At 41.5% G+C, this 24,713-nt stretch carries 24 protein-coding genes; 18 read left to right on the forward strand and 6 right to left on the reverse strand.

Annotation, left to right across the window (positions count from 1 at the left end; all coding sequences use genetic code 11):
• Window positions 1–118: 118 nt before the first annotated feature.
• The 6 genes from FTU65_RS01670 to FTU65_RS01695 all read left to right on the forward strand — a co-directional run bounded on the left by FTU65_RS01670 (window position 119) and on the right by FTU65_RS01695 (window position 7,207).
• The gene (locus tag FTU65_RS01670; protein ID WP_111884106.1) at window positions 119–787 is read left to right on the forward strand and encodes an HAD-IA family hydrolase; all 669 of its coding nucleotides are present in this window, start codon (window positions 119–121) and stop codon (window positions 785–787) included.
• A gap of 689 nt (window positions 788–1,476) precedes the next feature.
• Window positions 1,477–2,274 carry a 2-keto-4-pentenoate hydratase gene (gene mhpD, locus FTU65_RS01675; protein WP_078189749.1) on the forward strand — a complete coding sequence of 266 codons (798 nt, stop codon included), beginning with the start codon at window positions 1,477–1,479 and terminating at the stop codon, window positions 2,272–2,274.
• Window positions 2,275–2,310: 36 nt separating this feature from the next.
• Window positions 2,311–3,207: an acetaldehyde dehydrogenase (acetylating) gene (locus FTU65_RS01680; protein WP_180066245.1), complete on the forward strand. Its 897-nt coding sequence runs from the start codon at window positions 2,311–2,313 to the stop codon at window positions 3,205–3,207.
• A gap of 11 nt (window positions 3,208–3,218) precedes the next feature.
• Window positions 3,219–4,238: a 4-hydroxy-2-oxovalerate aldolase gene (gene dmpG, locus FTU65_RS01685; protein WP_180066247.1), complete on the forward strand. Its 1,020-nt coding sequence runs from the start codon at window positions 3,219–3,221 to the stop codon at window positions 4,236–4,238.
• A gap of 537 nt (window positions 4,239–4,775) precedes the next feature.
• On the forward strand, window positions 4,776–6,056 hold the full coding sequence (locus tag FTU65_RS01690; protein WP_180066250.1) for an OprD family outer membrane porin: 1,281 nt from the start codon (window positions 4,776–4,778) through the stop codon (window positions 6,054–6,056).
• A gap of 293 nt (window positions 6,057–6,349) precedes the next feature.
• On the forward strand, window positions 6,350–7,207 hold the full coding sequence (locus FTU65_RS01695; protein WP_168377928.1) for an alpha/beta fold hydrolase: 858 nt from the start codon (window positions 6,350–6,352) through the stop codon (window positions 7,205–7,207).
• Between the two features lie 406 nt (window positions 7,208–7,613).
• On the opposite strand, the gene hcaR is transcribed toward FTU65_RS01695, so the two are convergent.
• Window positions 7,614–8,519: a DNA-binding transcriptional regulator HcaR gene (gene hcaR / locus FTU65_RS01700; protein ID WP_180002937.1), complete on the reverse strand. Its 906-nt coding sequence runs from the start codon at window positions 8,517–8,519 to the stop codon at window positions 7,614–7,616.
• Between the two features lie 278 nt (window positions 8,520–8,797).
• On the opposite strand from hcaR, the gene hcaE reads away from it, so the two are divergent.
• The 9 genes from hcaE to FTU65_RS01745 all read left to right on the forward strand — a co-directional run bounded on the left by hcaE (window position 8,798) and on the right by FTU65_RS01745 (window position 17,726).
• On the forward strand, window positions 8,798–10,165 hold the full coding sequence (hcaE, locus tag FTU65_RS01705; protein ID WP_004781815.1) for a 3-phenylpropionate/cinnamic acid dioxygenase subunit alpha: 1,368 nt from the start codon (window positions 8,798–8,800) through the stop codon (window positions 10,163–10,165).
• On the forward strand, window positions 10,162–10,680 hold the full coding sequence (gene hcaF / locus FTU65_RS01710; protein ID WP_180066253.1) for a 3-phenylpropionate/cinnamic acid dioxygenase subunit beta: 519 nt from the start codon (window positions 10,162–10,164) through the stop codon (window positions 10,678–10,680). Before hcaE ends, hcaF begins: the two co-directional genes overlap by 4 nt.
• The gene (hcaC, locus tag FTU65_RS01715) at window positions 10,680–11,006 is read left to right on the forward strand and encodes a 3-phenylpropionate/cinnamic acid dioxygenase ferredoxin subunit (protein ID WP_078189742.1); all 327 of its coding nucleotides are present in this window, start codon (window positions 10,680–10,682) and stop codon (window positions 11,004–11,006) included. The genes hcaF and hcaC overlap by 1 nt, the downstream gene beginning before the upstream one ends.
• A gap of 2 nt (window positions 11,007–11,008) precedes the next feature.
• Window positions 11,009–11,827 (forward strand): 3-phenylpropionate-dihydrodiol/cinnamic acid-dihydrodiol dehydrogenase, encoded by an 819-nt coding sequence (gene hcaB, locus FTU65_RS01720; protein ID WP_180066255.1) that lies wholly within the window; start codon window positions 11,009–11,011, stop codon window positions 11,825–11,827.
• A gap of 65 nt (window positions 11,828–11,892) precedes the next feature.
• Window positions 11,893–12,855 carry a 3-carboxyethylcatechol 2,3-dioxygenase gene (locus tag FTU65_RS01725; protein WP_180007135.1) on the forward strand — a complete coding sequence of 321 codons (963 nt, stop codon included), beginning with the start codon at window positions 11,893–11,895 and terminating at the stop codon, window positions 12,853–12,855.
• An 11-nt stretch (window positions 12,856–12,866) separates the two neighbouring features.
• Window positions 12,867–14,102, forward strand: coding sequence for a 3-phenylpropionate/cinnamic acid dioxygenase ferredoxin--NAD(+) reductase subunit (gene hcaD / locus FTU65_RS01730; RefSeq protein ID WP_180024487.1), 1,236 nt, complete (start codon window positions 12,867–12,869; stop codon window positions 14,100–14,102).
• A 435-nt stretch (window positions 14,103–14,537) separates the two neighbouring features.
• Entirely contained in the window at window positions 14,538–15,425 is an 888-nt protein-coding gene (locus FTU65_RS01735) for a DMT family transporter (RefSeq protein ID WP_180066258.1), read from the forward strand.
• Window positions 15,426–15,668: 243 nt separating this feature from the next.
• Entirely contained in the window at window positions 15,669–16,610 is a 942-nt protein-coding gene (locus tag FTU65_RS01740; RefSeq protein WP_078192768.1) for a cation diffusion facilitator family transporter, read from the forward strand.
• A 60-nt stretch (window positions 16,611–16,670) separates the two neighbouring features.
• On the forward strand, window positions 16,671–17,726 hold the full coding sequence (locus tag FTU65_RS01745; RefSeq protein WP_180066261.1) for an MBL fold metallo-hydrolase: 1,056 nt from the start codon (window positions 16,671–16,673) through the stop codon (window positions 17,724–17,726).
• A gap of 81 nt (window positions 17,727–17,807) precedes the next feature.
• Here the strand turns inward: FTU65_RS01745 and FTU65_RS01750 are convergent, their stop codons facing one another.
• Complete coding sequence (locus FTU65_RS01750; RefSeq protein ID WP_111884100.1) at window positions 17,808–19,328, reverse strand: catalase; 1,521 nt, start codon at window positions 19,326–19,328, stop codon at window positions 17,808–17,810.
• Window positions 19,329–20,371: 1,043 nt separating this feature from the next.
• Between FTU65_RS01750 and FTU65_RS01755 the strand changes: the two genes are divergently transcribed.
• Window positions 20,372–20,650, forward strand: coding sequence for a hypothetical protein (locus FTU65_RS01755; RefSeq protein WP_180066264.1), 279 nt, complete (start codon window positions 20,372–20,374; stop codon window positions 20,648–20,650).
• Between the two features lie 590 nt (window positions 20,651–21,240).
• Here FTU65_RS01755 and FTU65_RS01760 read toward each other — a convergent pair.
• Window positions 21,241–21,849, reverse strand: a complete 609-nt coding sequence (locus FTU65_RS01760) for a TetR/AcrR family transcriptional regulator (RefSeq protein WP_180066267.1) — start codon at window positions 21,847–21,849, stop codon at window positions 21,241–21,243.
• Window positions 21,850–21,940: 91 nt separating this feature from the next.
• Here FTU65_RS01760 and FTU65_RS01765 point away from each other — a divergent pair, with 91 nt between their 5' ends.
• Window positions 21,941–23,602 carry an acyl-CoA dehydrogenase family protein gene (locus FTU65_RS01765; protein WP_180066270.1) on the forward strand — a complete coding sequence of 554 codons (1,662 nt, stop codon included), beginning with the start codon at window positions 21,941–21,943 and terminating at the stop codon, window positions 23,600–23,602.
• A 182-nt stretch (window positions 23,603–23,784) separates the two neighbouring features.
• Window positions 23,785–23,985 (forward strand): hypothetical protein, encoded by a 201-nt coding sequence (locus tag FTU65_RS01770; protein ID WP_067764150.1) that lies wholly within the window; start codon window positions 23,785–23,787, stop codon window positions 23,983–23,985.
• 22 nt (window positions 23,986–24,007) lie between these two features.
• Here FTU65_RS01770 and FTU65_RS01775 read toward each other — a convergent pair whose 3' ends face one another.
• The 3 genes from FTU65_RS01775 to FTU65_RS01785 form a co-directional block, all read right to left on the reverse strand.
• Window positions 24,008–24,169 carry a hypothetical protein gene (locus tag FTU65_RS01775; protein ID WP_180066273.1) on the reverse strand — a complete coding sequence of 54 codons (162 nt, stop codon included), beginning with the start codon at window positions 24,167–24,169 and terminating at the stop codon, window positions 24,008–24,010.
• Between the two features lie 67 nt (window positions 24,170–24,236).
• Window positions 24,237–24,395, reverse strand: a complete 159-nt coding sequence (locus tag FTU65_RS01780; RefSeq protein ID WP_180066276.1) for a hypothetical protein — start codon at window positions 24,393–24,395, stop codon at window positions 24,237–24,239.
• An 83-nt stretch (window positions 24,396–24,478) separates the two neighbouring features.
• Complete coding sequence (locus FTU65_RS01785; protein WP_180066279.1) at window positions 24,479–24,664, reverse strand: hypothetical protein; 186 nt, start codon at window positions 24,662–24,664, stop codon at window positions 24,479–24,481.
• Between the last annotated feature and the right edge of the window lie 49 nt (window positions 24,665–24,713).

Below are 24,713 nucleotides of genomic sequence, written 5' to 3' on the forward strand. Positions count from 1 at the left end.
ACTGCTTCGTAAGTTTTCTTTCTCCCTCTCCTTTAAGGAGAGGGCCGGGGTGAGGTAAATAAATTGATGCACTCCAGAATCTGAATTACCAAACACTGAATCAAATCTAGGAAAACGTATGAACTCAGCTGTAAAACTAGTCATTTTCGATTGGGATGGCACTTTATTTGATTCTGTGGGTCAAATTGTAGCGAGTTTAAAATTTGCAGCAGATCAATATTCACAGCCGCTGACCGATGCTGATGCGAAAAGTATTATTGGTTTAGGTCTGCCGGAAGTCGCACAGCGGTTATTTCCGACGGTTCCTGAATTGCACAGCGACATTTTGCAAAGTTATGCCGATCACTATGTGGCCCATTCCAAAGGGGATATGTGGTTTGATGGTGTCGCGGATATGTTGCAGGAATTACGCGATGCCGGTCTACAATTGGCTGTTGCAACAGGAAAAAGTCGTAAAGGTCTAGACCGTGTCTTGGCTCAAACGCAAAGTCATGAGTTGTTTCGTGCGACACGTGCAGCCAGTGAAACCAAATCTAAGCCAGATCCGTTGATGTTGGCAGAAATTTTGGCGGAAACAGGACTACGTGCCGATCAAGCCATTATGGTTGGTGATACGTCGTATGATTTAGAAATGGCCCTCAATATTCAGATGCCACGTGTAGGCGTGAGCTATGGAGTGCATACTGTAGAAACACTCCAGTGTTTTCAACCCTTACATATTGCACATAGCGTAGGTGATTTGACTGAATTTCTACTAGAACACGTGAAATTACGTCTAGCTGTATAGTTTTAGATACAAACGAGTAAAAAGGGTGAAATTTGTTTTCACCTTTTTTGTTACCAAATGAATAGTAACGCAAGCTCTACTTGTTGAAATGAGTAAATTCAATTATTTAAAAAAGTAATAACACTAGATTTTTCTACAATAACAAGCAGTCTTCTAGCAAATTTACCTTAAAAAGTTGAGCGCAACTATTTGGCCTTTTACCACAAGCTGGAATAGATTTTTTGTTTGAATTTTTGGTTTTATCTTATTGTTGTTTATTGATTTATTTTTAAATTTTCAATTTATTAAACTAAATCAGATGAAATTGAACACCTATGCGTAAAAGTTGGCCTGACGCTAAAATAATCTTTTAATCTTATCTTTTAGTCGTATAAGCCAAGTTTTTTAGTAGAGATTCAGATTTAAGGGCGAAAAAAATAGTGAATTTTATTTAATTATTTTGACTTAAGTTTTTGAATATTAATAATAAATAATGATTAATTTATAGCTAATAGCTATAGTCATAAATAAAATAAGTATTGGTATTCACTTTCTAAAATCTCGATGCTAAATGCATCTAAACATAACGTGTAGTATGTCAAGTGAAATGCGTTAAGCGAATCCTGACATGACTTTCATCACTTTGATTTTGATGGTGATCGGGATGAAACACGTTGTGCATCCAATTTTTGCAGTTTAAGGAAACATTGATGTCGAATTCTGCTGTTGTTGAATCAGTTGCGCAAGCATTACGCGATGCGGAAGTAAATCAGGCTGCGATTGCACCGATCCGTCCACAACTTGGTGGTGAAAGTGCTGATGTAGATATTGCTTATGCCGTTCAAGAAGTGAATACCAAACGTGCGGTGGCAGAAGGTCGTCGCCTTGTAGGTCGTAAAATTGGCTTAACTTCAAAAGTTGTACAAGCGCAGTTAGGTGTTGATCAACCTGACTTCGGTATGTTGTTTGCTGACATGGCGTATGGCGATGGTGAAGAAATCCCTGCTGGTTTATTGATTCAGCCAAAAGTTGAAGCAGAAATTGCTTTGGTGATTAACCAAGACTTGACCAAAGAAAAACACACCTATGCAGACATTATTAGTGCAACTGAATATGCACTGCCTGCTATTGAAGTGGTTGATAGCCGTATCGAAAACTGGAAAATCTCGTTGATTGATACTGTGGCAGATAACGCATCTTCAGCAGGTTTTGTACTGGGTTCTAAGCCTGTAAAACTTGCAGATCTTGACCTTGTAAATTGCAAAATGGTCATGACTCGTGGTGAAGAAGTGGTTTCACAAGGTGTGGGTAAAGCGTGTCTTTCTAACCCATTAAATGCAGCAGTGTGGTTGGCTGACGAAATGGTTCGTCGTGGTCGTCCATTGCTTGCAGGTGACATCGTATTGACCGGTGCCTTAGGCCCAATGGTTGTGGCAAATCCTGGTGATGAATTCAAAGTTGAAATTGAAGGCTTTGGTTCTGTGACTGCAGCATTTGCAGCGAAATAAGCTTGGGTTTTACGGAATTTTTAAGAGTACACATTCATGAAAAAGATTAAATGTGCATTGATCGGTCCAGGGAACATTGGTACTGACTTGCTTTACAAACTTCAACGCAGCGAATTTTTAGAACCAGTATGGATGGTTGGTATTGACCCGACGTCTGAAGGTTTGGCTCGCGCTGCTAAAATGGGTTTAAAAACCACTGCTGAAGGCGTAGATGGTTTACTTCCACACGTAATTGAAGACGAAATCAAAATCGCATTTGATGCAACTTCTGCCTATGTTCATGCTGAAAACAGCCGCAAATTAAATGAACTTGGCGTGTTAATGATTGACTTAACACCTGCTGCAATTGGTCCTTACTGCGTACCACCTGTCAACCTTGAAGCATTGCTTGAACAAGGTGAAGTGCCAAACGTCAATATGGTAACTTGTGGCGGTCAGGCAACGATTCCTATGGTTGCAGCGATTTCTCGCGTTCAGCCTGTGAACTATGGCGAAATCATTGCAACAGTTTCAACAAAATCTGTGGGTCCGGGTACACGTAAAAACATCGACGAATTCACACGTACTACTGCTGGTGCAATTGAGAAAGTCGGTGGTGCGAAACAAGGTAAAGCGATCATCATCATTAACCCGGCTGAGCCACCACTGATGATGCGTGATACTGTTCACTGTCTAGTAGAAGGTGAGCCAGATCAGGCAGCGATCACTGAATCTGTACATGCGATGATCAAAGAAGTTCAAAAATACGTACCAGGTTACAAACTGGTGAATGGTCCAGTATTTGATGGCAACCGCGTATCGATCTTCCTTGAAGTTGAAGGTCTGGGTGACTTCCTGCCGAAATATGCAGGTAACCTCGACATTATGACTGCAGCAGCTGCACGTACCGCAGAAATGTTCGCAGAACGTGTTTTAAATGCAGTTGAAGCTTAAGGAGCACCTTCATGTCTAAGATTATTATTAATGATATGACTTTACGTGATGGTATGCATCCCATGCGCCATCAAACTACACCTGAGCAAATGGTTGCGATTGCAACTGCTCTGGATGATGCCGGTGTACCGCTGATTGAAGTAACACACGGTGACGGCCTTGGCGGTAACTCTGTGAACTACGGTTTCGCAGCTGCAACTGATGAAGAATACCTGAAAGCGGTGATTCCAAACCTGAAACAAGCGAAAGTATCTGCACTTTTACTTCCTGGTATCGGTACGGTTGATCACCTGAAAATGGCACATGATGTAGGTGTAGCAACTATTCGTGTAGCGACTCACTCTACTGAAGCAGACGTTTCTGAACAGCACATTACTGCTGCTCGTAAACTGGGTATGGACACTGTGGGCTTCCTGATGATGGCGCACATGGCAACACCTGAAAAATTACTTGAAGAAGCACAAAAAATGGTGTCTTACGGTGCAAACTGTATTTATGTAACAGACTCTGCAGGTTACATGCTTCCTCAAGATGTGACTGACCGTGTAGGTATCTTACGTGCAAACTTGGGTTCAGAGATTGAACTCGGTTTCCATGGTCACCATAACTTAGGTATGGGCGTGGCAAACTCTGTTGCGGCTGTTGAAGCGGGTGCGATCCGTGTCGACTTGGCATCTGCGGGTCTAGGTGCAGGCGCAGGTAATACACCACTAGAACTATTTGTTGCAGTGGCGAACCGTATGGGTATGGACACTGGCGTAGACTTGTTCAAAGTTCAGGACGTTGCTGAAGAATTGGTTGTACCAATGATGACACATCAGATCCGTGCTGACCGTGATGCAGCAACTTTAGGTTATGCCGGTGTTTACTCATCATTCTTGTTATTCGCGAAACGTGCTGAAGCGAAATATGGCGTTTCTGCGCGTGAAATTCTTCTTGAGCTTGGTCGTCGTGGTACTGTTGGTGGTCAAGAAGATATGATCGAAGATTTGGCATTGACCATGTCTAAAGCAAAAGAAGCCAATGCTTAATTTGCTTTAAATCAAAAAGCGCCCGAAATGGGCGCTTTTTTTATGTCTCAACTGACTATATGGGCTTGGTTTTTAGTTGAGATTGAATTGATGCATAGAAAGCGGATTGAAATAAGAAAAGTCTTACGAACCAATGGCTGATTTCGAGCAGCCATAGTAGTAAAATTTAACTTTAAGCTGTTGATGATTATATAAATTAAATATTATGTGATAGCTAAATTTTATAACTTAAATAAGGATAAATCTCAGTAGAAAACTTTGATTAAACTTAAAAGCAATTAATACAGCGTATGTAATTGCGAAAAATAAAAAACTTTAAATTTTACGTTAATAAAACATGGGGTTAATTTAATCAGTCGTTCTAAATGATAAAAAAGAGTTATTGTTTTAATCTCTAAGGAAAATAAGCAGAAATAGCTTCCAAAGTTCAAGTTGTACAAAAGCCTGATAAACCTTAATACTGTAGTCGGATTTTTTTCCAAGGTATTGTTGAGCATGATGGTGCCATAGCTTAATTTGATTACTGGGAAATAAGCCATGCGTCGTCAAAATTTATGGATAGCAATTCTTGCTGCGACAGCAACATTAGGAACATCTGCAACTTATGCGGACTTTGTTGACGACAGCCAAGTACAATTGAAATTTAAAAACTTCTACTTAGACCGTCAAATTAAAGAAAATCCGGCGGGTAACTGGGGTTCATGGTCACAGGGTGTGACTTTGGATGCCAAGTCAGGGTATCAAGATATTGGTGCAGGTATTCAAGTGGGTGCTGACCTTTTGGTTCAACATGCATTTAAACTTAATGCACGTGATAAAAACCCAGACTGGATCTTGCCGCACGATGGTAAAGAATCAAAAGATAACTTTGGTAAAGTGGGCGTGACCCTTAAAGCCAAAGTATCTGAAACTGAGTTGAAAGTGGGTGAGTTATTACCAGTGTCTCCAGTGTTGGTTTTCGATCCATCTCGTCAGCTAATGACGACTTATAGCGGTGCATGGTTAGAATCGAAAGAGATTAAAGATACCAAGTTAACTTTGGCATACATTGACGGGATCAATAACCGTTATGACAACCAATTCCGTGATTTATCAATGTTCGCTCCAGGTAAAAGATTACCAGATGGCACCATAGGTCATTATGATCTTGGGCCAACTTCTGATGGTATGTATATTGCGGGTATTGACCATCAATTTACACCTGAAATTGGTGGTAGCTACTGGTATGCCGATGTTCAAGACATCTACACACAGCAATATGTCGGCGCGAACTATAAAACCAAGTTAGGTGACAAAGCCAAACTGGATAGCCATATCCGTTACTTCGATAACTCGGATTCGGGTGACAAACTATATGGCGAAATTGATAACCAAGCGTTATCGGTTGGTGCGAAAGTGAATTACGGTTCGCATACCTTTGGTTTGGGTTATCAACAAATGTTTGGTGATAATGCATTCCCAACACTGGGTGGATGGGTGCCGCAGCCGTACTTAGTCAACTGGGGTATAGCAACATTTACTGCAAAAAATGAAAAATCATGGGGCTTTACGTATGGTTATGACTTTGCAGAGCTTGGTGCGAAAGGCCTAAATGCTACAGCGGTTTACTTTACAGGTTCTGATGCAGAAATTGGTACTGCAAATGGCATCCTGAAAGATCAAAAATCTGATGAGCTTAACTTAATCGTGAACTACACCGTGCCTGAAGGTAAGTTGAAGGGCTTAGGCTTCCAGGCAATGTATATCGATGCCGATTTCGATTACAAATCTGACTTGCAAGAGTACCGTGTCGCGACAACTTATACCTATAAGTTCTAATTTCTCAGGATAAAAAAGAGGGAAGTGGATTCATTGCTTCCCTTTTTATTCGCTGGTTTATTTAAAAAAGAAATACCTCAAAGATTTTATGGATATATTTTTGAGTTATGTATTTAAAAACAATAACTTAAATTATAGTCTATTTGTTGTTTATGATCGTAAATATGTATCAGTTAGCAGTGGCTGAACAGGTAATATGAGACTGTAAAAACCACAAAATCCAAAAGAGTCCCCCTTGTGTTTAAATCCGTTATGGATTGAAACATAAGCTCTACGCAATACGAGGAGCATGTATGAGCACTGTTCAGATTCCTGACTATACAACTGATTCATTCTTTGGTTTAGAAGATAAATGGATTGAAACTGCTGAAGGCGAATTAACGCATTACCACGAAGTGGGTGAAGGCACACCAATTCTATTTTTACACGGTTCAGGTACAGGTGTATCTGCTGCGGCAAACTGGTGGTTAAACCTTCCACAAATTGGTGAACAAGCTCGTTGTATCGCTATCGATACGATTGGCTATGGTCAAACTGTTGTTGCACCGAATACTGCTTATGGTATCCGTGCTTGGGTTGATCACGCTGTACGTACGTTAGATGCCCTAGGTATTGAAAAAACTTGGTTAGTGGGTAACTCACTCGGTGGCTGGTTAGCATTCCAAATGGCTTTGGACTATCCAGAACGTGTATTGGGTATCGTGTCTATGGGTACAGGCGGTGCTAAACAAACTGCAGCACTTAAAGCACATGCAAACCCTGTATTAACCGAAGAAGGCATCAAGAAAACCTTGTCTATGTTTGTTGTAAACAAAGACTTGATCACAGACGAATTGGTAAAAGTACGTTTCGCTTCTGCTGCAAATGACTATGCATCAAATCGTTTGATGGATGTTGTTGGCGCACGCGACCGTGACCGTTTCGAATTCCCACTCGACTTTGAAAAAATGAAAGACATTACTGTGCCAGTATTGTTGATTCACGGTGTACAAGACGTGGTGATTCCAGTATCTCGTACGTGGGATATTTTGAACACAGTTCCAAATGCGGATGCGCATATCTTTAGCCAATGTGGTCACTGGTCACAAGTTGAAAAAGCAGAAGAATTCAACACCGTGATTAAAGATTATTTAAAAGCGCGTGGTGTGTAATTTCTTGTCACTGACATGAAATTCAAAAAAAGGATGGTTTTGCCATCCTTTTTTTTATATAAATCTTTTGAAAGAAATACTTTAAATGAGTATTATTCTCATTAATGGGTCGACAGTGTACGGTCTAAATCAGTAAAAAGGCATAAAATAAGCTCATCTGAATGGTTGGGGAAGGGGAATTATTTATTAGACTTAAGTTGTAAATCGGCAATTTTTAGCAATTTTTATCAATGTCTAAACTAAAATTTATAAGTTATTTTCCATCAAGTCGATATGCATGATAGATAAAATGCGTCGATTAAAACATTTAAACGATTAAAAAAGCGACTTTTTAGCCATAAAAAAAGCACCATTATTCATTTTAAAAATAATGGTGCTATATCTATAAATTATGACTTGGCGAAAATTAACGCTGTTCGCGATTAATATCGAGATAAAAAACTTTGGTTAGCAGTTCAAGGAATTTATCTACAGCCACAGAACTCGCCGTTTTTCGGTAACTTACATACAAGTCTAGATACGGTAATTCGACATCTAAAGGACGAATCACCGTATTGTTCATGGTCAATGGCGCGATGTATCCCGGTAGGATCGTGCAGCCTAAGCCCATGCCGATGGAGTTAATGTTAAACAGGATATTGTCGGCTTTTTGCACGATATTAAATTGAATATCATGGGTCGAAGCAAAGTCCAAAATGGCTTCATGCAACGTGCCAGATTGTTCACGTGCAGGAATGATAAAATCAATCCCATTCAATGCTTTAACTGGAATGCGCTCGTACTTCGCTAAAGGGTGATCTTTGGGTAAAATAAAGATCAGCGGTTCACGCAGTACAAACTGACTTTCAATTTCGTCGCTGTGGAAGTTATTGCGGGTAAAAGTGATGTCCAGTTCACCTTTTTGCAGCAATTTCATCTGATCACGGTTATTTAAACTGAGTAATTCAATCTTGAGTTCTGGGTTCTGAACACGTAAATTTGGCAGCACATAAGGGAAGATTTTCATCTCTGCGACAGGGACAAAACCAATGCGCAGCATCTGCTGTTTGGCTTGTGAAACCTGACGTGCCATCGCTACGGCCTTGTCTGCTTGAGCTAGTGTCAAACGTGCTTGTTCTAGAAATACGGCACCTTCTTCTGTGAGCTCAACTTTACGTTTAGTACGGTGCAACAGTTTTACGCCGACATCTTCTTCAAGATCTTTAATTTGTTGGCTTAAAGAAGGTTGAGCAGTATAAAGTTTTAACGCAGCTTTACTGAAATTGAGTTCTTCAGCGACAGTAATAAAGTAGCGTAAGTGTCGTAATTCCATATAATCAACCCGTGGAGTAATCCAAAAAATGTCTTACTTAGAAGTCCGTTCAGTATAATCTATAAACAACTATTGCGTGAAGATTATTTTACCATTCACGAAATAAATGGTGTTCTCGGCAATTTAAAAAAAATGCTATAAAAAAAATCTACCGTAATAATCCATAAAATCTCTTAATTAAAACAAAATAAATATTTCCCGAATATCGCTCTAAAATCCATCATCGTTGAAAAGTTGAGTCTATTACTTTGTGCCTTATGGTCACAGGAGAGCTTTTCATGAGTGGAAAAATTGATGTGCGCGAAATCGATGCTTTAGTCGATGCACAAAATGGACGTATCACGCCATCTATCTATACAGATCCTGACATTTACGAATTAGAACTTGAACGTGTCTTCGGTCGTACATGGTTATTCCTTTGCCATGAAAGCCAAATTCCTAAGGCTGGCGATTTCTTCAATACCTACATGGGTGAAGATCCAATCATCGTGGCACGCCAAAAAGATGGCTCAATCAAAGCATTCTTAAACCAATGCCGTCACCGTTCTATGCGCGTAAGCTTCGCAGACTGTGGTAATACACGTGCGTTCACTTGCCCATACCACGGCTGGTCATACGGTATTGATGGTTCTCTAAAAGACATCCCGCTTGAAGATCGTGCTTACCCACATGGTGCATGTAAAGAACAATGGGGTCTGGTAGAAGTTAACCGTGTTAAATCATACAAAGGCCTGATTTTCGGATGCTGGGATGAAACTACGCCAGATCTAGAAGAATACATGGGCGATATCGCTTGGTACCTGGACGGTGTTGTAGATCGTCGTGAAGGCGGTACTGTGATTGTGGGTGGTGTACACAAATGGGAAATCGAGTGTAACTGGAAATTTGCAGCTGAACAGTTCGCATCTGACCAATATCACGCGTTGTTCTCTCACGCATCTGCAATTCAGGTGCTTGGTGCAAAACCAGACGACGAATCTTCTAAGAAATTAGGTGCTGCACAAACTGCTCGTCCAGTTTGGGAAACTGCGAAAGACGCGATCCAATACGGTTCACGTGGTCACGGTTCAGGCTTCTTCTTCACAGAGAAACCAGATGCAAACGTATGGGTTGACGGTGAAGTAGCGAACTACTTCCGTGAAACTTACGAAGAAGTGAAAGAACGCCTAGGTGAAACTCGTGCGCTGCGTCTTGCAGGTCACAACACCATGTTCCCTACATTGTCTTGGTTGAACGGTACTGCGACTCTTCGTGTATGGCACCCACGTGGTCCAAACAAAACTGAAGTTTGGGCATTCTGTATCTGTGATGCGGACGCGCCAGAAGATGTACAAGCAGCATTTGAACGTTCTGCAACTCGTGCCTTCGGTCCTGCAGGCTTCCTGGAGCAAGATGACTCTGAAAACTGGATCGAAATCCAAAAAGTTTTACGTGGTTACAAAGCGCGTCAAAACAAACTCATTATGGAAATGGGTAAAGGTAACGAGAAAGTACGTGAAGATGGTATCCCGGGTATCACTAACTATATTTTCTCTGAAACTGCAGCACGTGGTATGTACCGCCGTTGGGCAGATTTATTGATTCATGAAAAATGGGAAGACGTTGAAGCTGCGGCTGACGAATATGAGAAGGAGCTTATGAAATGAGTCAAGTTAGTTTAGAACTCCATCACCAAATTAGTCAGTTCCTTTATCAAGAAGCCAAGCTTCTTGATGATTGGAAGTTCCGTGATTGGTTGGCTGTGTTAGCGGAAGATATTTCTTATACGCTACGCACCACACCAAACGCGCAAACACGTGACCGTCGTCGTTCAATTGAGCCACCAACAACTTGGGTATTTAACGATACTAAAGATTTGTTGGAACGCCGAGTAGCTCGTTTAGAGACAGGTATGGCTTGGGCTGAAGAACCTCCTTCACGTACTACGCACATGGTTTCAAATGTGATTGTTGAAGCGACTGAAGTTGAAGGCGAATACGACGTTTACGTAACGTACTTGTTGTACCGCACCCAGAAAGAGAAAGATGTAACGATCTACTGTGGTAAGCGTCACGACAAGATCCGCAAAGTCGACACTGAGCAAGGTTTCCAAATCTTCAACCGTAAGATTACCCTTGATCAGGTGACTTACAACTCACATAACCTGAGCGTGTTCTTCTAATGAATAAGATTTTTGTTTGCCAAGTTGATGACTTAGACGAAGGCGATGCATTGAAAGTAGATTGTGGCGTGAATGGTATTGAAGCGCTTGCAGTATTTAACAATGGCGGAGAATTCTTCGCAATGAACGACCGTTGTTCACATGGTAATGCCTCTATGTCTGAAGGCTACCTTGAAGATGACGGTACTGTGGAATGCCCACTTCATTCAGCACGTTTCTGTCTGAAAACTGGACAAGCATTATGCTTACCAGCAACAGATCCGATCAAAACATTCCCTGTGATTGTTGAAGATGGTGCTTTATACGTAGAGATGGCAGGAGAGTAATCATGGGTTGGCTACAAGGCGAAGTTGCACTGATCACTGGTGGTGGTTCAGGTCTCGGTTGGGCACTGGTAGAACGTTTCCTGGAAGAGGGCGCACAAGTGGCCGTTCTTCAACGTTCACAGTCTAAAGTCGATGCACTGAACGCACATTTTGGTGACCGCGTGCTGGCAATCGCAGGTGATGTGGCCAGCTATGAAGACAACGTCCGCGCTGTTAAAGCGACTGTAGAGCGTTACGGTAAACTCGACTGTTTCGTGGGTAATGCCGGTATCTGGGATCACTATGCCGATATCGTCAATACTTCAGGTGAGCAGCTGGAAAAAGCTTTTGATGAGATTATGGGTATTAACACCAAATCTCTCATCTTAGGTGCCAAAGCTGCACTTGATGCATTGATAGCTTCGGAAGGTTCTATCATATTTACTTTGTCTAACTCAGCACTGTATTCGGCAGGCGGAGGCCCTGTATACACAGCGTCTAAGCATGCTGGCGTTGGGATTATGAAAGAATTAGCCTATGAGCTTGCGCCTAAAGTACGAGTGAACGCTGTTGCTCCGTCGGGTATGAATGTAAACATCAAAGGTGCTGCTTCTTTAGGCCAAGAAAACCTCGGTCTACTCGATGCACGTGATCCTGAGAAGATTGCACGCGGCATGCCGCTCAATTTCTTACCCGAACCTGAAGATATGACTGGTTCATACGTGTTATTGGCTTCTCGTCAAAACAACCGCCCATTAACTGGTGTTTTAATTAATGCTGAATGTGGTCTGGGTATCCGTGGTTTACGTCAACCACGTGCTGGCTTCTTTGACGAGATTTAAATCGCCAAAACCGTAAAGGACTTACTCGGCAGCCGTCTTGGCTGCCTTCCGTTTAGGAGTCACCCATGGCCGTTAAACTTATTTGTGCATCGCACAGTCCCCTAATGGAATTCGCTTCTCCGCAAGAGAAATACAAAGAGGAAAAAGTTCGCGAAACTTTTGCCAAACTCGCTAAAGAAGTTGAAGACTATAATCCAACATTGATCATTACTTTTGGTCCAGACCATTTCAATGGTTTCTTCTATGACCTCATGCCATCTTTCTGCGTCGGTATTCGTGCCAAAGCAGCAGGTGATTGGGATTATGGTAAAGACAATGACCACATCAATGTGCCTGAAGAAACAGCAATTAGTCTGGTTCGTCGCGTATTGGATGAAGGTGTCGATGTTGCATACTCTTATCGTATGCAGGCAGACCACGGTGTGACTCAACCATTACATTTCCTTTGTGGTGGCAAGCTTGATCGTTATCCAACGATTCCAATTTTTATCAATGGTGCAGCTGCACCGATGCCAACAACCAAGCGTACAGTCGCTTTGGGTCGTGCAGTCGGTCAGTTCATTAAATCATTGAACTTAGAGAATGAACGTGTACTTGTTTTGGGTACAGGTGGTTTGTCTCATGATCCACCAACGCCGCAAATGGGTTCAGTTCCACCAGAAGTGGAAGAGTTCCTGATTGCAGGTCGTAATCCAACTGAAGAGGCACGTAATACACGTCAAGGCAAAATCATTGCTGTCGGTCAAAAACTCGCAGCGGGTGATACTTCTGTCGCAGTGCCTTTAAACCCAGAATGGGATCGTGCATTGCTTGATACTTTTGCCAAAGCTGACTTTGCTGCCATTGAAGCGATGACTGAAGCTGAAATTCGTGTTGAAGGCGGTCGTGGTGGTCAAGAAGTTCGTTCTTGGATGGCTGCTTTTGCTGCACTACATGAAGTGGGCGAATACGACATGACAACACATTGCTACGAAGACATTAGTGAGTGGATTGCGGGCTTCGGCATCGTATCTGCAGAATTGAAATAAGGAACAAACCCATGAGCCAAAATGGTATCGAAACCATCGTTATTGTTGGAGCTGGTCAAGCTGGTGCTAGCGCCATTTTAGAACTCCGTGCGAACAAGTATGAAGGCAAAATCATTTTGGTGGGTGATGAAACACATCTTCCTTATGAACGTCCGCCTTTGTCTAAAGACGTAATTCTAAAACCTGAAGAGACCAAAATCGAAATTCTGTCAGAAGAAAAATTGGCAGAACTCGGTGTTGAACATATTCGTGGCAATGGCGTTGTGAAAATCCATAGCGATGCGAAAACAGTTGAACTGAAAAATGGCGAAATTGTTGCATTTGACAAGTTGCTTCTAGCAACCGGTGGTGCAGCACGCCGTTTACCGAATTTCGATGCTTTGGGTAAACACGTTTATACCTTACGTAACCTTGAAGATTCACAAGCATTGGTGCCTGTATTACAAGCGGGTCGCCGTATTGTATTGATCGGCGGTGGTGTGATTGGTCTTGAGCTTGCATCTTCAGCACGTTCTAAAGACTGTATCGTGACCGTGATTGAAATGGGTCCGATGGTCATGGGTCGTTCATCTCCACGTGTTTTAAGTGAATTCTTATTGGCACAGCAACGTCTTGCAGGTGTAGATGTTCGTCTTTCGACTTCTATTGCTGACTGTAAGCTTGATGGCGAAGAAGTAGTGATCACGCTTGAAGGCGGTGAAGAACTTCGTGCCGATGCAGTGATCTATGGTATTGGCATTGTGCCAAATGCTCAACTTGCGGTTGATGCAGGTTTAGACGTTGATTTTGCTATTAAAGTGAATGATAACTGCCAAACTTCGCATCCAGATATTTATGCAGCGGGTGACGTTGCGACTCAGCTTCGTGACTGTGGTAACCACCGTCGTGTCGAAACTTGGGAAAATGCGAACTTGCAAGCAGGTATCTTTGCTCGTCATGTAATGGGTGTTGAACATCCAACCCCAAATCCAGCGTGGTTCTGGACAGATCAATTGAATATCAACTATCAATTTGTAGGTGATATGGCTGCAAGCGAATGGATTGCACGTGGCGAAGTTAATCCTGAATTAGCTGCAGAATCATCATTTGTTTTATTTGGTGTTACTGACGGTGTAATCGTGGGTGGTATCACTGTAAATGCTGCAAAAGAGATGCGTCATTTGAAAAAATTGATTAGCAAGAATGCGGCGTTTGAAGCGGATAAATATTTAGATTTAAGCCAAGATTTACGTAAACTTGTAAAGTAAGCTGAATGTCTAAGAGGAGCAGACTTACGGTAACGTAGGTCTGTTTTTTTATGTCTTTAGTTTTAGCATCGCACTTATAAAGCTATTTTGTAGTCCATGTATACAGTTTTAGCTTATATAGATCTATTCAACGGTTTTAATCCTCCCAGCCCTCCTTTTTCAAAGGAGGGAGTAGTCTTTGTGAAGAATGGATTTCGTTTAGATGTTTCCCTCCTCTTTTTTTTTAAGAGTGGTTAGGGGAGATTATTGATCGTTTGAGGAGAAGTCCATATACCCCAAACGATCGGTGGCATTCATACCGCCTCCAATTTAGTTGATAAAGTGGAGAGCAATAATTGGTCTTAAACTTTATTAGTTACTGGTCTTACGAGTAGTTCCAGATCTGAATAGTGGGTTTCAGGTTAAGTCGTTAGAACAATCAAATTTGAGAATGAAATGAAATCTTCACTGCCGCTGACGGCAAGTATATATGCTCTTTTGGTACTGATTTGGGCGACGACGCCGCTCGCGATTGTGTGGAGTGTACAGGAAATACATCCGATGTGGGTGTTGATTATCCGTTACTTCGGCGCATCTATTATTGCGCTGTTTCTGTTGAAATTGATGCATGATCCTTTGCCGTTTGATGAAACCTCATTAAAAAGTTATGTGGCAGGGAGTTTGAATTTGATTGGCGCACAGTTATTTATTTATCTGGCAGCCAATTATCTCACCTCAGGTTTAATGGCACTGATTTTTGGTTTTTCACCCTTAATTGCCGGTTTGATTGGGCATGTAATTTTAAAAACACATAAATTGGTCGCTTTGCAGTGGTTGGGCATGGCGGTTGCAGTGGGTGGTCTAACTTTTGTCTTTGCAGATTCTGCTGATAGCAAAGTCAATCCAATTGGCGTTGTACTGATGCTAATCAGCATGGTGTCGTATATTAGTTCGATTTTTTGGGTGAAGCAGATTAATGCACCGTTAAAGCCAATGTCACAGGCAACCGGTTCCCTGATTGTTTCTGCTTTAGGATCGATGCTCATTATTCCATTTATTTGGCAGCATTTTCCAACCGAATTGCCAAGCGGCCGTGCAATGATTGGATTTGTCTTTACCATGATCATGTCATCGATTGTGGCAATGCTGTGTTACTTCTGGCTGATAAGACGTTTGGCCGCATCAACGGTGTCACTCAGTAATGTGATGACACCTGTCATAGCATTGGTTTTGGGAGCGACGTTGAACAGTGAACATATTAGCTCCAATGCCTTTGTTGGAATCGTGGTCGTGATGTTTGGTATTGTGATGTACTTTTGGAAAGAGTGGCGAGCAATATTTTAATAAAGTACGTTGAACCGTGTACATCTACAGAATTATAAGGAAGCTGCGGCTTCCTTTTTTTTCTATACCTTTGCGCTAAAGAGCGTGTTTCACATGGAACATGATGGCATTGTCGAAACAATCGACAGTTGGTGTAAAAACAACAAAATAACAAACAACAGCTACAGTCAGTTTGAGTACTATGGAATGAGCTATAAAATCAAATAGATCTGTTTGATAAAAATAAATTTAGGACAATTTTAAATGTCTGAATCTAACAAAATCGTGGTATATGCAGCGCTCTTCGGCAATTTAGCGATTGCACTGGTGAAATTTGTCGCTGCCTATATCACGAATAGTTCGGCCATGTTGAGTGAAGCTATTCACTCTGTGGTTGATACTTTAAATGAAATCTTACTGCTCTACGGTATGAAAAAATCGCAGCAGCCAGCAAATGCACGCCATCCGTTTGGCTATGGGAGAGAGCTGTATTTTTGGGCTTTTATTGTGGCGTTGATGGTCTTTGCTTTGGGTGCGATCGTGTCGATTTATCAAGGGATTAGTCATATTTATCACCCCGAAGAAATGCAAAATCCGATGATTAACTATATCGTATTAGGTATTGCGATTTTGTGTGAAGGGACCTCTTGGTTTGTGGCATTGAAAGCATTTCGTAAAATCAAAGGTAAACAGGGCTATTTTGAAGCATTTCGACGCAGTAAAGATCCGACGACATTTACCGTGTTATTTGAAGACTCAGCAGCCCTGATTGGTCTGTTTATTGCCCTGATCGGTATCTATTTATCACACGCGCTGAATATGCCAATGCTTGATGGTCTGGCATCAATTCTAATTGGGGTTGTACTCGCTATTTCAGCGATCTTACTTGCACGTGAGACTAAAGGATTGCTCATGGGAGAAACTGCTGACCCACAATTGAGGCATAATGTCTTGATGGTTGCAGAGCAAGATCCAGCAGTGCATTCTGCCAATGGGGTGTTAACAGAGCAGATGGGTGCACATCAAGTTTTGGCATCTTTGAGTCTTGAATTTAAAGATAATTTAACGTCAGATGATATAGAAGCTTGTGTCAACAGAATTGAAGCACAAATTAAACAGCTTCATCCTGAAATTGTGGCACTCTTTGTCAAGCCTCAATCTCGGAAGGTTTGGCTTGAGCGCATGAAAGGTCGTCTTGATCAATAGGTCTGCGAGGTTAAATACTTTGCAAGGTTTGTCAGCATAGTGAATGAATTTTAAATACACATGAATCAAAAAACTCAATCAGCACAGTTTCAAATCAGAACTAAAAGCTGTATGAAACATACGTGGACGAAGCCTGTATTTGATTATCTGGCAACTGACCATTTTAATGGGGAAAAATTCTTTAATACCCTTCGAAATCCAGATGCGTTTACGCGTAAAGATATGCTGAAATGGATCATGACGCGTAAAAGCGATACATGGAAAGTAGATCGTGAGCAAGAATACCAACAGTTTTTTGCTTCTTCGCGCAGCATTCCGCAAAATCGACCTTTGGCTAAAATGGATGATTGGTTGGTATGGTTTGTTGGGCATGCTACGGTGCTAATTCAAATTGGGCCATATAATTTTTTGACCGATCCTGTATGGGCGGAGTATGCAGGCCCACGTCAAGGGACTGGACCACGACGTGCTTGTCCTGCAGGCATTGCCTTAGAAGAATTACCCACCATTCATGGGGTTTTACTGAGCCATAATCATTATGATCATATGGATTTAGCAACCTTGAATTGGTTACATGAACAATTTGCTATGCCGATTTATACTGGTTTAGGCAATGCTTATTATTTGCCAACACACTTCAATGTCATTGAACTTGATTGGTGGCAATCGGAAATGTTTGAAGATTTACGCATCGTCTATACGCCGGCACAGCATGGCTCAGGGCGTGGATGGCGCGATCAAAATCATGCCTTATGGGGCGGGTTTTCTATCGTACATAGCACAGGGCATTTCTTCTTTGCAGGTGATACCGGTTATGCCGCACATTTCAAGCAAATTCATACACGCTTAGGCGCACCGCGTGTGGCGTTATTGCCGATTGGGGCTTATGAGCCACGTCGTTTAATGAAATATTTGCATATGAATCCCGAAGAGGCTTTTCAAGCGCATAAAGACTTACAGTCTAAATGTTCATTGGCCATGCATTATCGGACTTTTCAGTTGACCGATGAAGCTAGAGATCAGCCGGAGCATGACTTACATCAAGCCATGCGTAAAACATCAAAGTTAATGAATCCATTTTTGACCATGCATGAAGGCAAAAAACTGATTGTTTAAGGATTAATTAGAAGGTAATTGGAATATTTAATGCCAAGAAAAAACCACCTTAAAAGGTGGTTTTTTATTCAAAGATAAAACTTAAAGCAAGCCAGGATTACCTTGAGCTGGATCAGTTGCACGAGCAGCTTGCGCATCCGCTACAGTTAAGCCTAATGCTTTTGCAACACCTTCACCATAAGCTGGATCACATGCGTAACAGTTACGGATATGACGGTATTTGATGAAGTCGAGTGCATCGCCCATTGCGCCAGCAGTGTTATTAAACAATGCTTGTTTTTGTTCATCATTCATTAAGTTGAATAATGCACGTGGTTGACTGAAATAGTCGCTGTCATCTTCACGATAATCCCACAAGTCAGCATCACCAGTAATTTTCAATGGTGGTTCTTTGTATTGTGGTTGCTCTTGCCATTGGCTGAAGCTGTTTGGTTCATAATGCGGTGTTGCACCATAGTTACCATCCATACGGCCTTGTCCATCACGACGGTTGGAATGAACAGGGCAACGTGGTGCATTTACAGGAATTTGGTAATGGTTTACACCCACGCGATAACGTGCAGCATCAGCATAGTTGAATAAACGCGCTTGCAGCATACGGTCAGGTGAGAAGCTAATACCCGGCACCAAGTTACTTGGTGCGAAAGCGGCTTGTTCAACATCTTGGAAATAGTTTTCAGGATTACGATTGAGTTCGAATTCACCCACTTCAATCAACGGATAGTCGCCTTTAGGCCATACTTTGGTTAAATCAAATGGGTGATAAGGTACTTTTTCTGCATCAAGTTCAGGCATGATTTGAACGTACATTTTCCATTTTGGAAAATCGCCGCGTTCAATTGCATTGAACAGATCGGTTTGTGAGCTTTCACGGTCTTTGGCAATAATCGCTTCAGCTTCAGCATCGGTTAAGTTTTTAATGCCTTGTTGAGTGCGCATGTGGAATTTAACCCAGAAGCGTTCATTATTGGCATTAATAAAACTGAAAGTATGACTGCCAAAACCATGCATATGACGGTAACCATCTGGAATACCGCGGTCAGACATCACAATCGTAACTTGGTGTAGAGCTTCAGGTAGTAAAGTCCAAAAATCCCAGTTATTAGTTGCACTACGCTTATTGGTTTTAGGATCACGTTTCACTGCTTTATTTAAGTCAGGGAATTTACGTGCATCACGTAGGAAGAAGACAGGGGTGTTATTACCAACTAAATCCCAGTTACCTTCTTCAGTATAGAATTTAAGGGCAAAACCACGAATATCGCGTTCTGCATCTGCAGCACCACGCTCACCCGCTACGGTAGAGAAACGAGCAAAAAGTTCAGTTTTTTTACCAACTTCTGAGAAAATTTTAGCGCGGGTATATTGGGTAATATCGTTAGTCACGGTAAACGTACCGAAAGCACCAGAACCTTTGGCATGCATACGACGCTCTGGAATTACTTCACGAACGAAATTACCGAGTTTTTCATTAAGCCATAGGTCTTGGGCAAGCAAAGGACCACGTGCACCTGCCGTCATACTGTTCTGATTATCTACAACAGGAGCACCAGCATCAGTTGTTAGGTGGGTGACAGGACATTTTTTAACGTCGTCGCTCATTGAGTATCTCCATTATTATAATCATGTATTAAAGTTGGGAGTTATAACCTTTCAATTGATAACACGCTCAACAGCACATGACCTTAACCGTTTTGTTAATTCATTTTAAAGTGACAATGTGACAACAGTTTTTCTCTCATTCTAAAATTTTTCAAGCAGCAATCAATCGAAGATAAGTCATAAAACTGTAGCCGTTAAAAGCTTAAAAATCTTTATATACTTATTGACTCTAAAGCTTTCTGTGGCTTTTGACAAATGGAAAAATAGTTTTGAATAAATGGTTAATTCGATGAATCAAGTTATTGAATTTATATTATTTATTTATATATTTTGTTTTAATATTTTATCGATGAATTAAACTCAAATATATCGCTATGATAGGTAGAAGAGGACGAAATATTTAAACCCATAATTTTATTATGGATTTTAGTTTTCAGATATTTTTTTTTGGCAGATTATAGTTAATGAAAGACTTTTTTATGTTGTTAATATTGCAGAGCTTTTTTAACATTAAAAACATTATTTAATACTTAAAATAAGCTAAAAATACAGCTGAAGAAATATTGGCAAGTGGTCTAAGTTGTTTTAGAAAATTGTAAATAAATTTTTTATGGGGTGATGCTAGTTGGCACACCTATCTTTATTGTTGTCAGGTCAGCTGTTGTCACTCCAGCTTGAATCGATTCCTACATCATATCAACATACTAGGCAACCTTACGTGATCGCATATCGTAGTTGAGGAGGTTAATGGCGAACCCATTTTGACCTCGGGATATATTTTACGTCCAAAAGGATAAGCACTTAAACAAGACTGGACCGTATTGGCATGAGCACATGGCACGACTGTGTGGCTGATACAAGTGCTCCTTCAAGTAATTATACAATGGGCCTGTATATAGTTTGCAACTAGTCATAGATGGTGCAATCGACAGTTGTTTGAGGCATGGCTATGTAGTGGTTGCAACAGATTATAAGGACTGGGTAAGCCAAAACTGCGCCCTCATATGAATGTAGTCAGTTAAGTTTATAATTTGGTGCATTCTGTGCGTGCATTGCATTCTTGGAAGCCGAGGCAATTTAATAAAGACTGGATGCTGATGGGGCATAGTCAATGTGCTGCAGCTGCTATTGCGGTTGCAGCTCAGGGGCAAAAAGATGCGCTTGAATTGAATCTTAAAGCTGCAATACCCTTGGCACCGGGTGGTTATCAATATGAATGTATTGCTGAATACGTAGAAACCAATCCAAATCCAGATACCAATGTAGCGGCATTTTTCCCCATCGTGTTGTTGGGAGCAGCCGAAGCAGATCGATCAATGTAGATCAACAGGTTATCCAGATATGAAGTCTTTACTAAATCAGGCCCGTAAACGCTGTTTATCAGAACTAAAAAATTAGTTAAAACAAGCACCTCAGCCAATCTTTTAAAAAATTCAGACTTAAGGCCATCCCTAAGCTATTTAAAACGGCAGTCGATTGAATATATGACCCTAACCGTAACACTGATGTTTGTTTAAGGCGTCGCAGACCATTTGTCGATCACCTTGGTACTCAAAGTTATTACCAGAAAGTGTGCAAATAAAAATTGCCAGTAGTCTATCAGGCGATCCCAAATGGCTATCCTCGGGGTGCATTAGGCCATAGTCCAAAATATACGGCTGAATTTTTAAAGAGCTTACAACTGGCCAGCATTGTAAAGGCGTATAAATGAGATAAGTAAGCTAGCAATAAAAGCTTAACTTCTAAAGCACTTTTATTGACGGATGAACAAAGTGATGAATGATTTTCTTCTACCGTAAAAATGAATTTCCTAAATATCTAAAATAACTGGTTTAAGAGCCGGTTTTTTGTAAATAACATGACTTTTTTTTCATCGATGCATTTGAAACGTCATTAGACTTGTCCGCGAAGTCTAATTGCGCAACATATGAATTATATCTCGCTTTAATTCATCCCACTCCCCAAAATCAGGCTCAATCAATAAAGTTTGCGACACAAAGCCATAACACACCCGCTGCATATTTAAAGCCATCTGTTTGAGCTGTTCATCATCCTGTATAAATGGCTCAAGCATACTGCGCCACATTTGCACCATCATGGCATAACTCTTACGGTAACTTTCAATATCTGAAATCTGCCGTTCTAACAAAAACACCTGTGACCATAAAAACTGCTGCGCTTGAATTTGCTCAATTTGAAAGTGGATAATTTGCTGTAAATACTCTTGAAAATCCAAATCTGTGGATAACTTCATCAGCGATTGTGCATAAGTTTTCATCTGTTCGGCATTGTGTTTCACATGCAAATGAATGGTTAGCGCAATCAAATCTTCCTTCTTGGAAAAATATTCATAAAATGTCCCTAAGCCAACGCCTGCAAGGTCGGTAATTTCCCGAATGGTAATTTGACTGGCAGGGCGCTCATGCAAAAGCCGAACAAAACTTTCTTGCAATGCCTCTTGTGTGAGCTTTGCACGTGATTGACGCGGCTTACGTCGTATCTGAATGGCTGAATTCTTCATATTGTTAAGCGCTGAAAACCGAACGTCTATGCTTTAAATTTTCTCTATACTGAAATGAAAAGCCAACAAGAACAAGTGGAAAATATAGACGATGAATACATTAGAACAGCCATGGATGACGCATCAAATCAGCAACCAATTTGATGAGCTAGAAAACTACAATCTATTTTCAAGCGATACGGTTTTACATGAAATCTTAAAACGCTGCAGCAGCCATGATCAGCCGACTTTATGCGAAATGGGCAAAGTGGCAGGTTCGAGTGAATACTTTCAGCATGGGGCTTTAGCCAACAAACATACCCCAATTTTACATGCCTTCGATGCGCGAGGCCGCCGTACTGACTTTATCGAGTTTCATCCTTCATGGCATAAATGGATGGGACTCAACCGCCAGTTTGATACCCATGCACATCCATTTAATCAGCCAAATTCCAAGACAAAATGGGTGGAGTGGGCAGCACGTTTTTATCTTGCTGGGCAGGTCGAGTGCGGCAATTTATGTCCAAATTCAATGACACTCGGCAGTATTCCACTCATTCAGCGTGAACCTGAACTGTGGGCCAAAATTGGAGAGAAACTACTATCGACTGAATATGATGAACGCGATGTACCGATTGCGCAGAAAATGTCGATTTGGCTCGGTATGGGCATGACTGAAAAGCAGGGCGGTTCGGATGTACGTGCTAATGAAACTATAGCTGTGCCTGTGGCAGAAACAGGACGAGGCAAAGCTTATTTACTCACGGGGCATAAATGGTTTTTCTCTGCACCGATGTGTGATGCGCATTTGGTGGTGGCAAAAACCGAACAAGATGGCTTGGCTTGTTTCTTTGTGCCACGTTGGTTGGAAGATGGCACGAAGAATAATATTCAGGTGCAACGCCTAAAAGAAAAAGTCGGTAACCGCAGTAATTCAAGCTCGGAAGTCGAATTCAAAAATGCGTGGGGCATTATGATTGGTGAGGCAGGGCGTGGCATTCCAACCATTATTGAAATGGCGAATTATACCCGTCTGACCTGTTCGGTCGGTTCGAGCGCCATGCTGCGTCAAGCTTTGGTGCAATGCATTGCCTATACCCGTCAGCGTCAGGCTTTTGGTAAACATTTGATTGAACAACCCTTAATGCGTGCAGTTTTGGCAGATTTGGCTTTAGAGAGTGAAGCAGCGACGCAGCTCAGTTTCCATTTGGCGCAGTGCTATGAATCAGATGATGCCTTGTCTGTGGCATGGAAACGCATTATGACCCCAGCAGCCAAGTTTTGGATTTGTAAACGTGCAGTCGAACTAACTGGTGAGATGATGGAAGTTTTTGGCGGCAATGGCTATGTTGATAACGGCATCATGGCGCGCATTTTTAAAGAAGCACCTGTGAATACCATTTGGGAAGGTTCAGGCAATGTTATGTGCCTAGATGTGCTGCGCGCGATTGGGCGTGATCCTAAATCTATTGAGGTGCTGTTTAAAGATTTGGCCAGTACAGCAAGTACAGATGAAAGCTTGCAAACAGAATTGCAGGACTTGTTCAGGTTGTTCCATCAATCGCCTGAAGATTTACAATTTATGGGGCGCAGTTTGGTCAGTCGTTTAACGGTACTTGCACAAGCAGTTTTACTGAAACGCTATGCGCCTGACTATGTAGCAAATGGTTTTATTCAAAGCCGTTATAGCGCTAAACATGGGCAAGTGGTGGGGATGTTGGACGCCAAAATGGTCGATGTGGAGCGTTTGCTGGAAAGGGCTTTCGCAAGTTAAATGCAACGTATTTTACTCTCCCTTTGGGAGAGGGGAAAAATGTGGCAAAGCAAAGTTTTTATGGTCTTGAGACTAACTAAGCTGTATCAAAAAGTCATAGGAAAGTGCTTGAAAAAATCTAAAAATAGACCAATATATGCACTACAGCACGAGGGTGCTGTATAGGCAAAAGGTGAATGCAAATGGCAAAGAAAAAAGTCCTGCCTGAAGTTGAAGTTCGCAACTTTGTGGCAAAACACATGAACGATTTTAACAAAAGCCAAACTTTTGTAGATCGAAAGAAAAATGCAAAACGTGGCTATGCAAAGCACAAAAAAGGGGGATATTCGAATGATTATCTCCCTTTTTATTTCAGTGTATTTTCTCAGTTTTTAGTCTACTAAATGATTCGGCTTCAACATCTGCTTAAACAAATTCCACATCATATTCCATACGTTTTGCTGTTTGCTTCGCAATCTCTAAGTCATGCAATTTGGCCACAATATAAAGCGATGCATGGATCCCCGAAGAAATCCCCGCAGCATCTAAGACTTCAACTTCGTTGAATAATAAGATACCGACGTTCATTCAGATGGTTCCATGCGGTATTTAAAGCATTGGTTTTGAGTTTAAATGTAGAACCTTAAAACACCGCTTATTTTGAAAATAAGTCTTCAAACATTTTGTTGAATGTGGATTTTTGTTGTGGTCTAGACGCTGTGCTTTGATGTTTTACGGCGTTATTAGGTTGCTGAAGTACGTGTTCCACCTGACTGGTCAATTGCTCAAACCAAGTGGAGTCAGTATGTTGCATGTGATTTAGCTGTTTGACGCGCTGTGCAGCCAGTACCGATGGATCATTTTTCCCTAAGCGGCGCTGCTGTGAAGCAGTAATTTCTATACCGAGTAAGGGGGGATACGAGAGCGGCTGACCGGAGCTTTGGATTTTGTTGGCTTGGTTGGGCGTGTATTGACTTGTTGTGCTTGGGACGGTCTAGGTCGAGTTGAGGATGCTTTTTCAATCGGTGTGTCGTGTTGCAGCTCTAACATTTTTTGTTTGAGTTGTGGATGGATCTTTGTCATATAAAAGGCAATTGCGACAAAAGCCAGAAAAAATAAAAAATCCATCATC

It is taken from the genome of Acinetobacter sp. YH12129, from assembly GCF_013418685.1.
Lineage (GTDB): Bacteria > Pseudomonadota > Gammaproteobacteria > Pseudomonadales > Moraxellaceae > Acinetobacter > Acinetobacter amyesii.

What these genes read in the sequence shown, in the direction of transcription:
- FTU65_RS01690 (WP_180066250.1), top strand. Translation starts at nt 4,776, where the DNA reads ATGCGTCGTCAAAATTTATGGATAGCAATTCTTGCTGCGACAGCAACA.
- FTU65_RS01775 (WP_180066273.1), bottom strand. Translation starts at nt 24,169, where the DNA reads ATGAACGTCGGTATCTTATTATTCAACGAAGTTGAAGTCTTAGATGCT.
- FTU65_RS01750 (WP_111884100.1), bottom strand. Translation starts at nt 19,328, where the DNA reads ATGAGCGACGACGTTAAAAAATGTCCTGTCACCCACCTAACAACTGAT.
- FTU65_RS01735 (WP_180066258.1), top strand. Translation starts at nt 14,538, where the DNA reads ATGAAATCTTCACTGCCGCTGACGGCAAGTATATATGCTCTTTTGGTA.
- hcaD (WP_180024487.1), top strand. Translation starts at nt 12,867, where the DNA reads ATGAGCCAAAATGGTATCGAAACCATCGTTATTGTTGGAGCTGGTCAA.
- mhpD (WP_078189749.1), top strand. Translation starts at nt 1,477, where the DNA reads ATGTCGAATTCTGCTGTTGTTGAATCAGTTGCGCAAGCATTACGCGAT.
- dmpG (WP_180066247.1), top strand. Translation starts at nt 3,219, where the DNA reads ATGTCTAAGATTATTATTAATGATATGACTTTACGTGATGGTATGCAT.
- FTU65_RS01785 (WP_180066279.1), bottom strand. Translation starts at nt 24,664, where the DNA reads ATGACAAAGATCCATCCACAACTCAAACAAAAAATGTTAGAGCTGCAA.
- FTU65_RS01695 (WP_168377928.1), top strand. Translation starts at nt 6,350, where the DNA reads ATGAGCACTGTTCAGATTCCTGACTATACAACTGATTCATTCTTTGGT.
- hcaR (WP_180002937.1), bottom strand. Translation starts at nt 8,519, where the DNA reads ATGGAATTACGACACTTACGCTACTTTATTACTGTCGCTGAAGAACTC.
- FTU65_RS01765 (WP_180066270.1), top strand. Translation starts at nt 21,941, where the DNA reads ATGAATACATTAGAACAGCCATGGATGACGCATCAAATCAGCAACCAA.
- FTU65_RS01725 (WP_180007135.1), top strand. Translation starts at nt 11,893, where the DNA reads ATGGCCGTTAAACTTATTTGTGCATCGCACAGTCCCCTAATGGAATTC.
- FTU65_RS01760 (WP_180066267.1), bottom strand. Translation starts at nt 21,849, where the DNA reads ATGAAGAATTCAGCCATTCAGATACGACGTAAGCCGCGTCAATCACGT.
- FTU65_RS01780 (WP_180066276.1), bottom strand. Translation starts at nt 24,395, where the DNA reads ATGCAACATACTGACTCCACTTGGTTTGAGCAATTGACCAGTCAGGTG.
- hcaB (WP_180066255.1), top strand. Translation starts at nt 11,009, where the DNA reads ATGGGTTGGCTACAAGGCGAAGTTGCACTGATCACTGGTGGTGGTTCA.
- hcaE (WP_004781815.1), top strand. Translation starts at nt 8,798, where the DNA reads ATGAGTGGAAAAATTGATGTGCGCGAAATCGATGCTTTAGTCGATGCA.
- FTU65_RS01680 (WP_180066245.1), top strand. Translation starts at nt 2,311, where the DNA reads ATGAAAAAGATTAAATGTGCATTGATCGGTCCAGGGAACATTGGTACT.
- hcaC (WP_078189742.1), top strand. Translation starts at nt 10,680, where the DNA reads ATGAATAAGATTTTTGTTTGCCAAGTTGATGACTTAGACGAAGGCGAT.
- FTU65_RS01740 (WP_078192768.1), top strand. Translation starts at nt 15,669, where the DNA reads ATGTCTGAATCTAACAAAATCGTGGTATATGCAGCGCTCTTCGGCAAT.
- hcaF (WP_180066253.1), top strand. Translation starts at nt 10,162, where the DNA reads ATGAGTCAAGTTAGTTTAGAACTCCATCACCAAATTAGTCAGTTCCTT.
- FTU65_RS01770 (WP_067764150.1), top strand. Translation starts at nt 23,785, where the DNA reads ATGGCAAAGAAAAAAGTCCTGCCTGAAGTTGAAGTTCGCAACTTTGTG.
- FTU65_RS01745 (WP_180066261.1), top strand. Translation starts at nt 16,671, where the DNA reads ATGAATCAAAAAACTCAATCAGCACAGTTTCAAATCAGAACTAAAAGC.
- FTU65_RS01670 (WP_111884106.1), top strand. Translation starts at nt 119, where the DNA reads ATGAACTCAGCTGTAAAACTAGTCATTTTCGATTGGGATGGCACTTTA.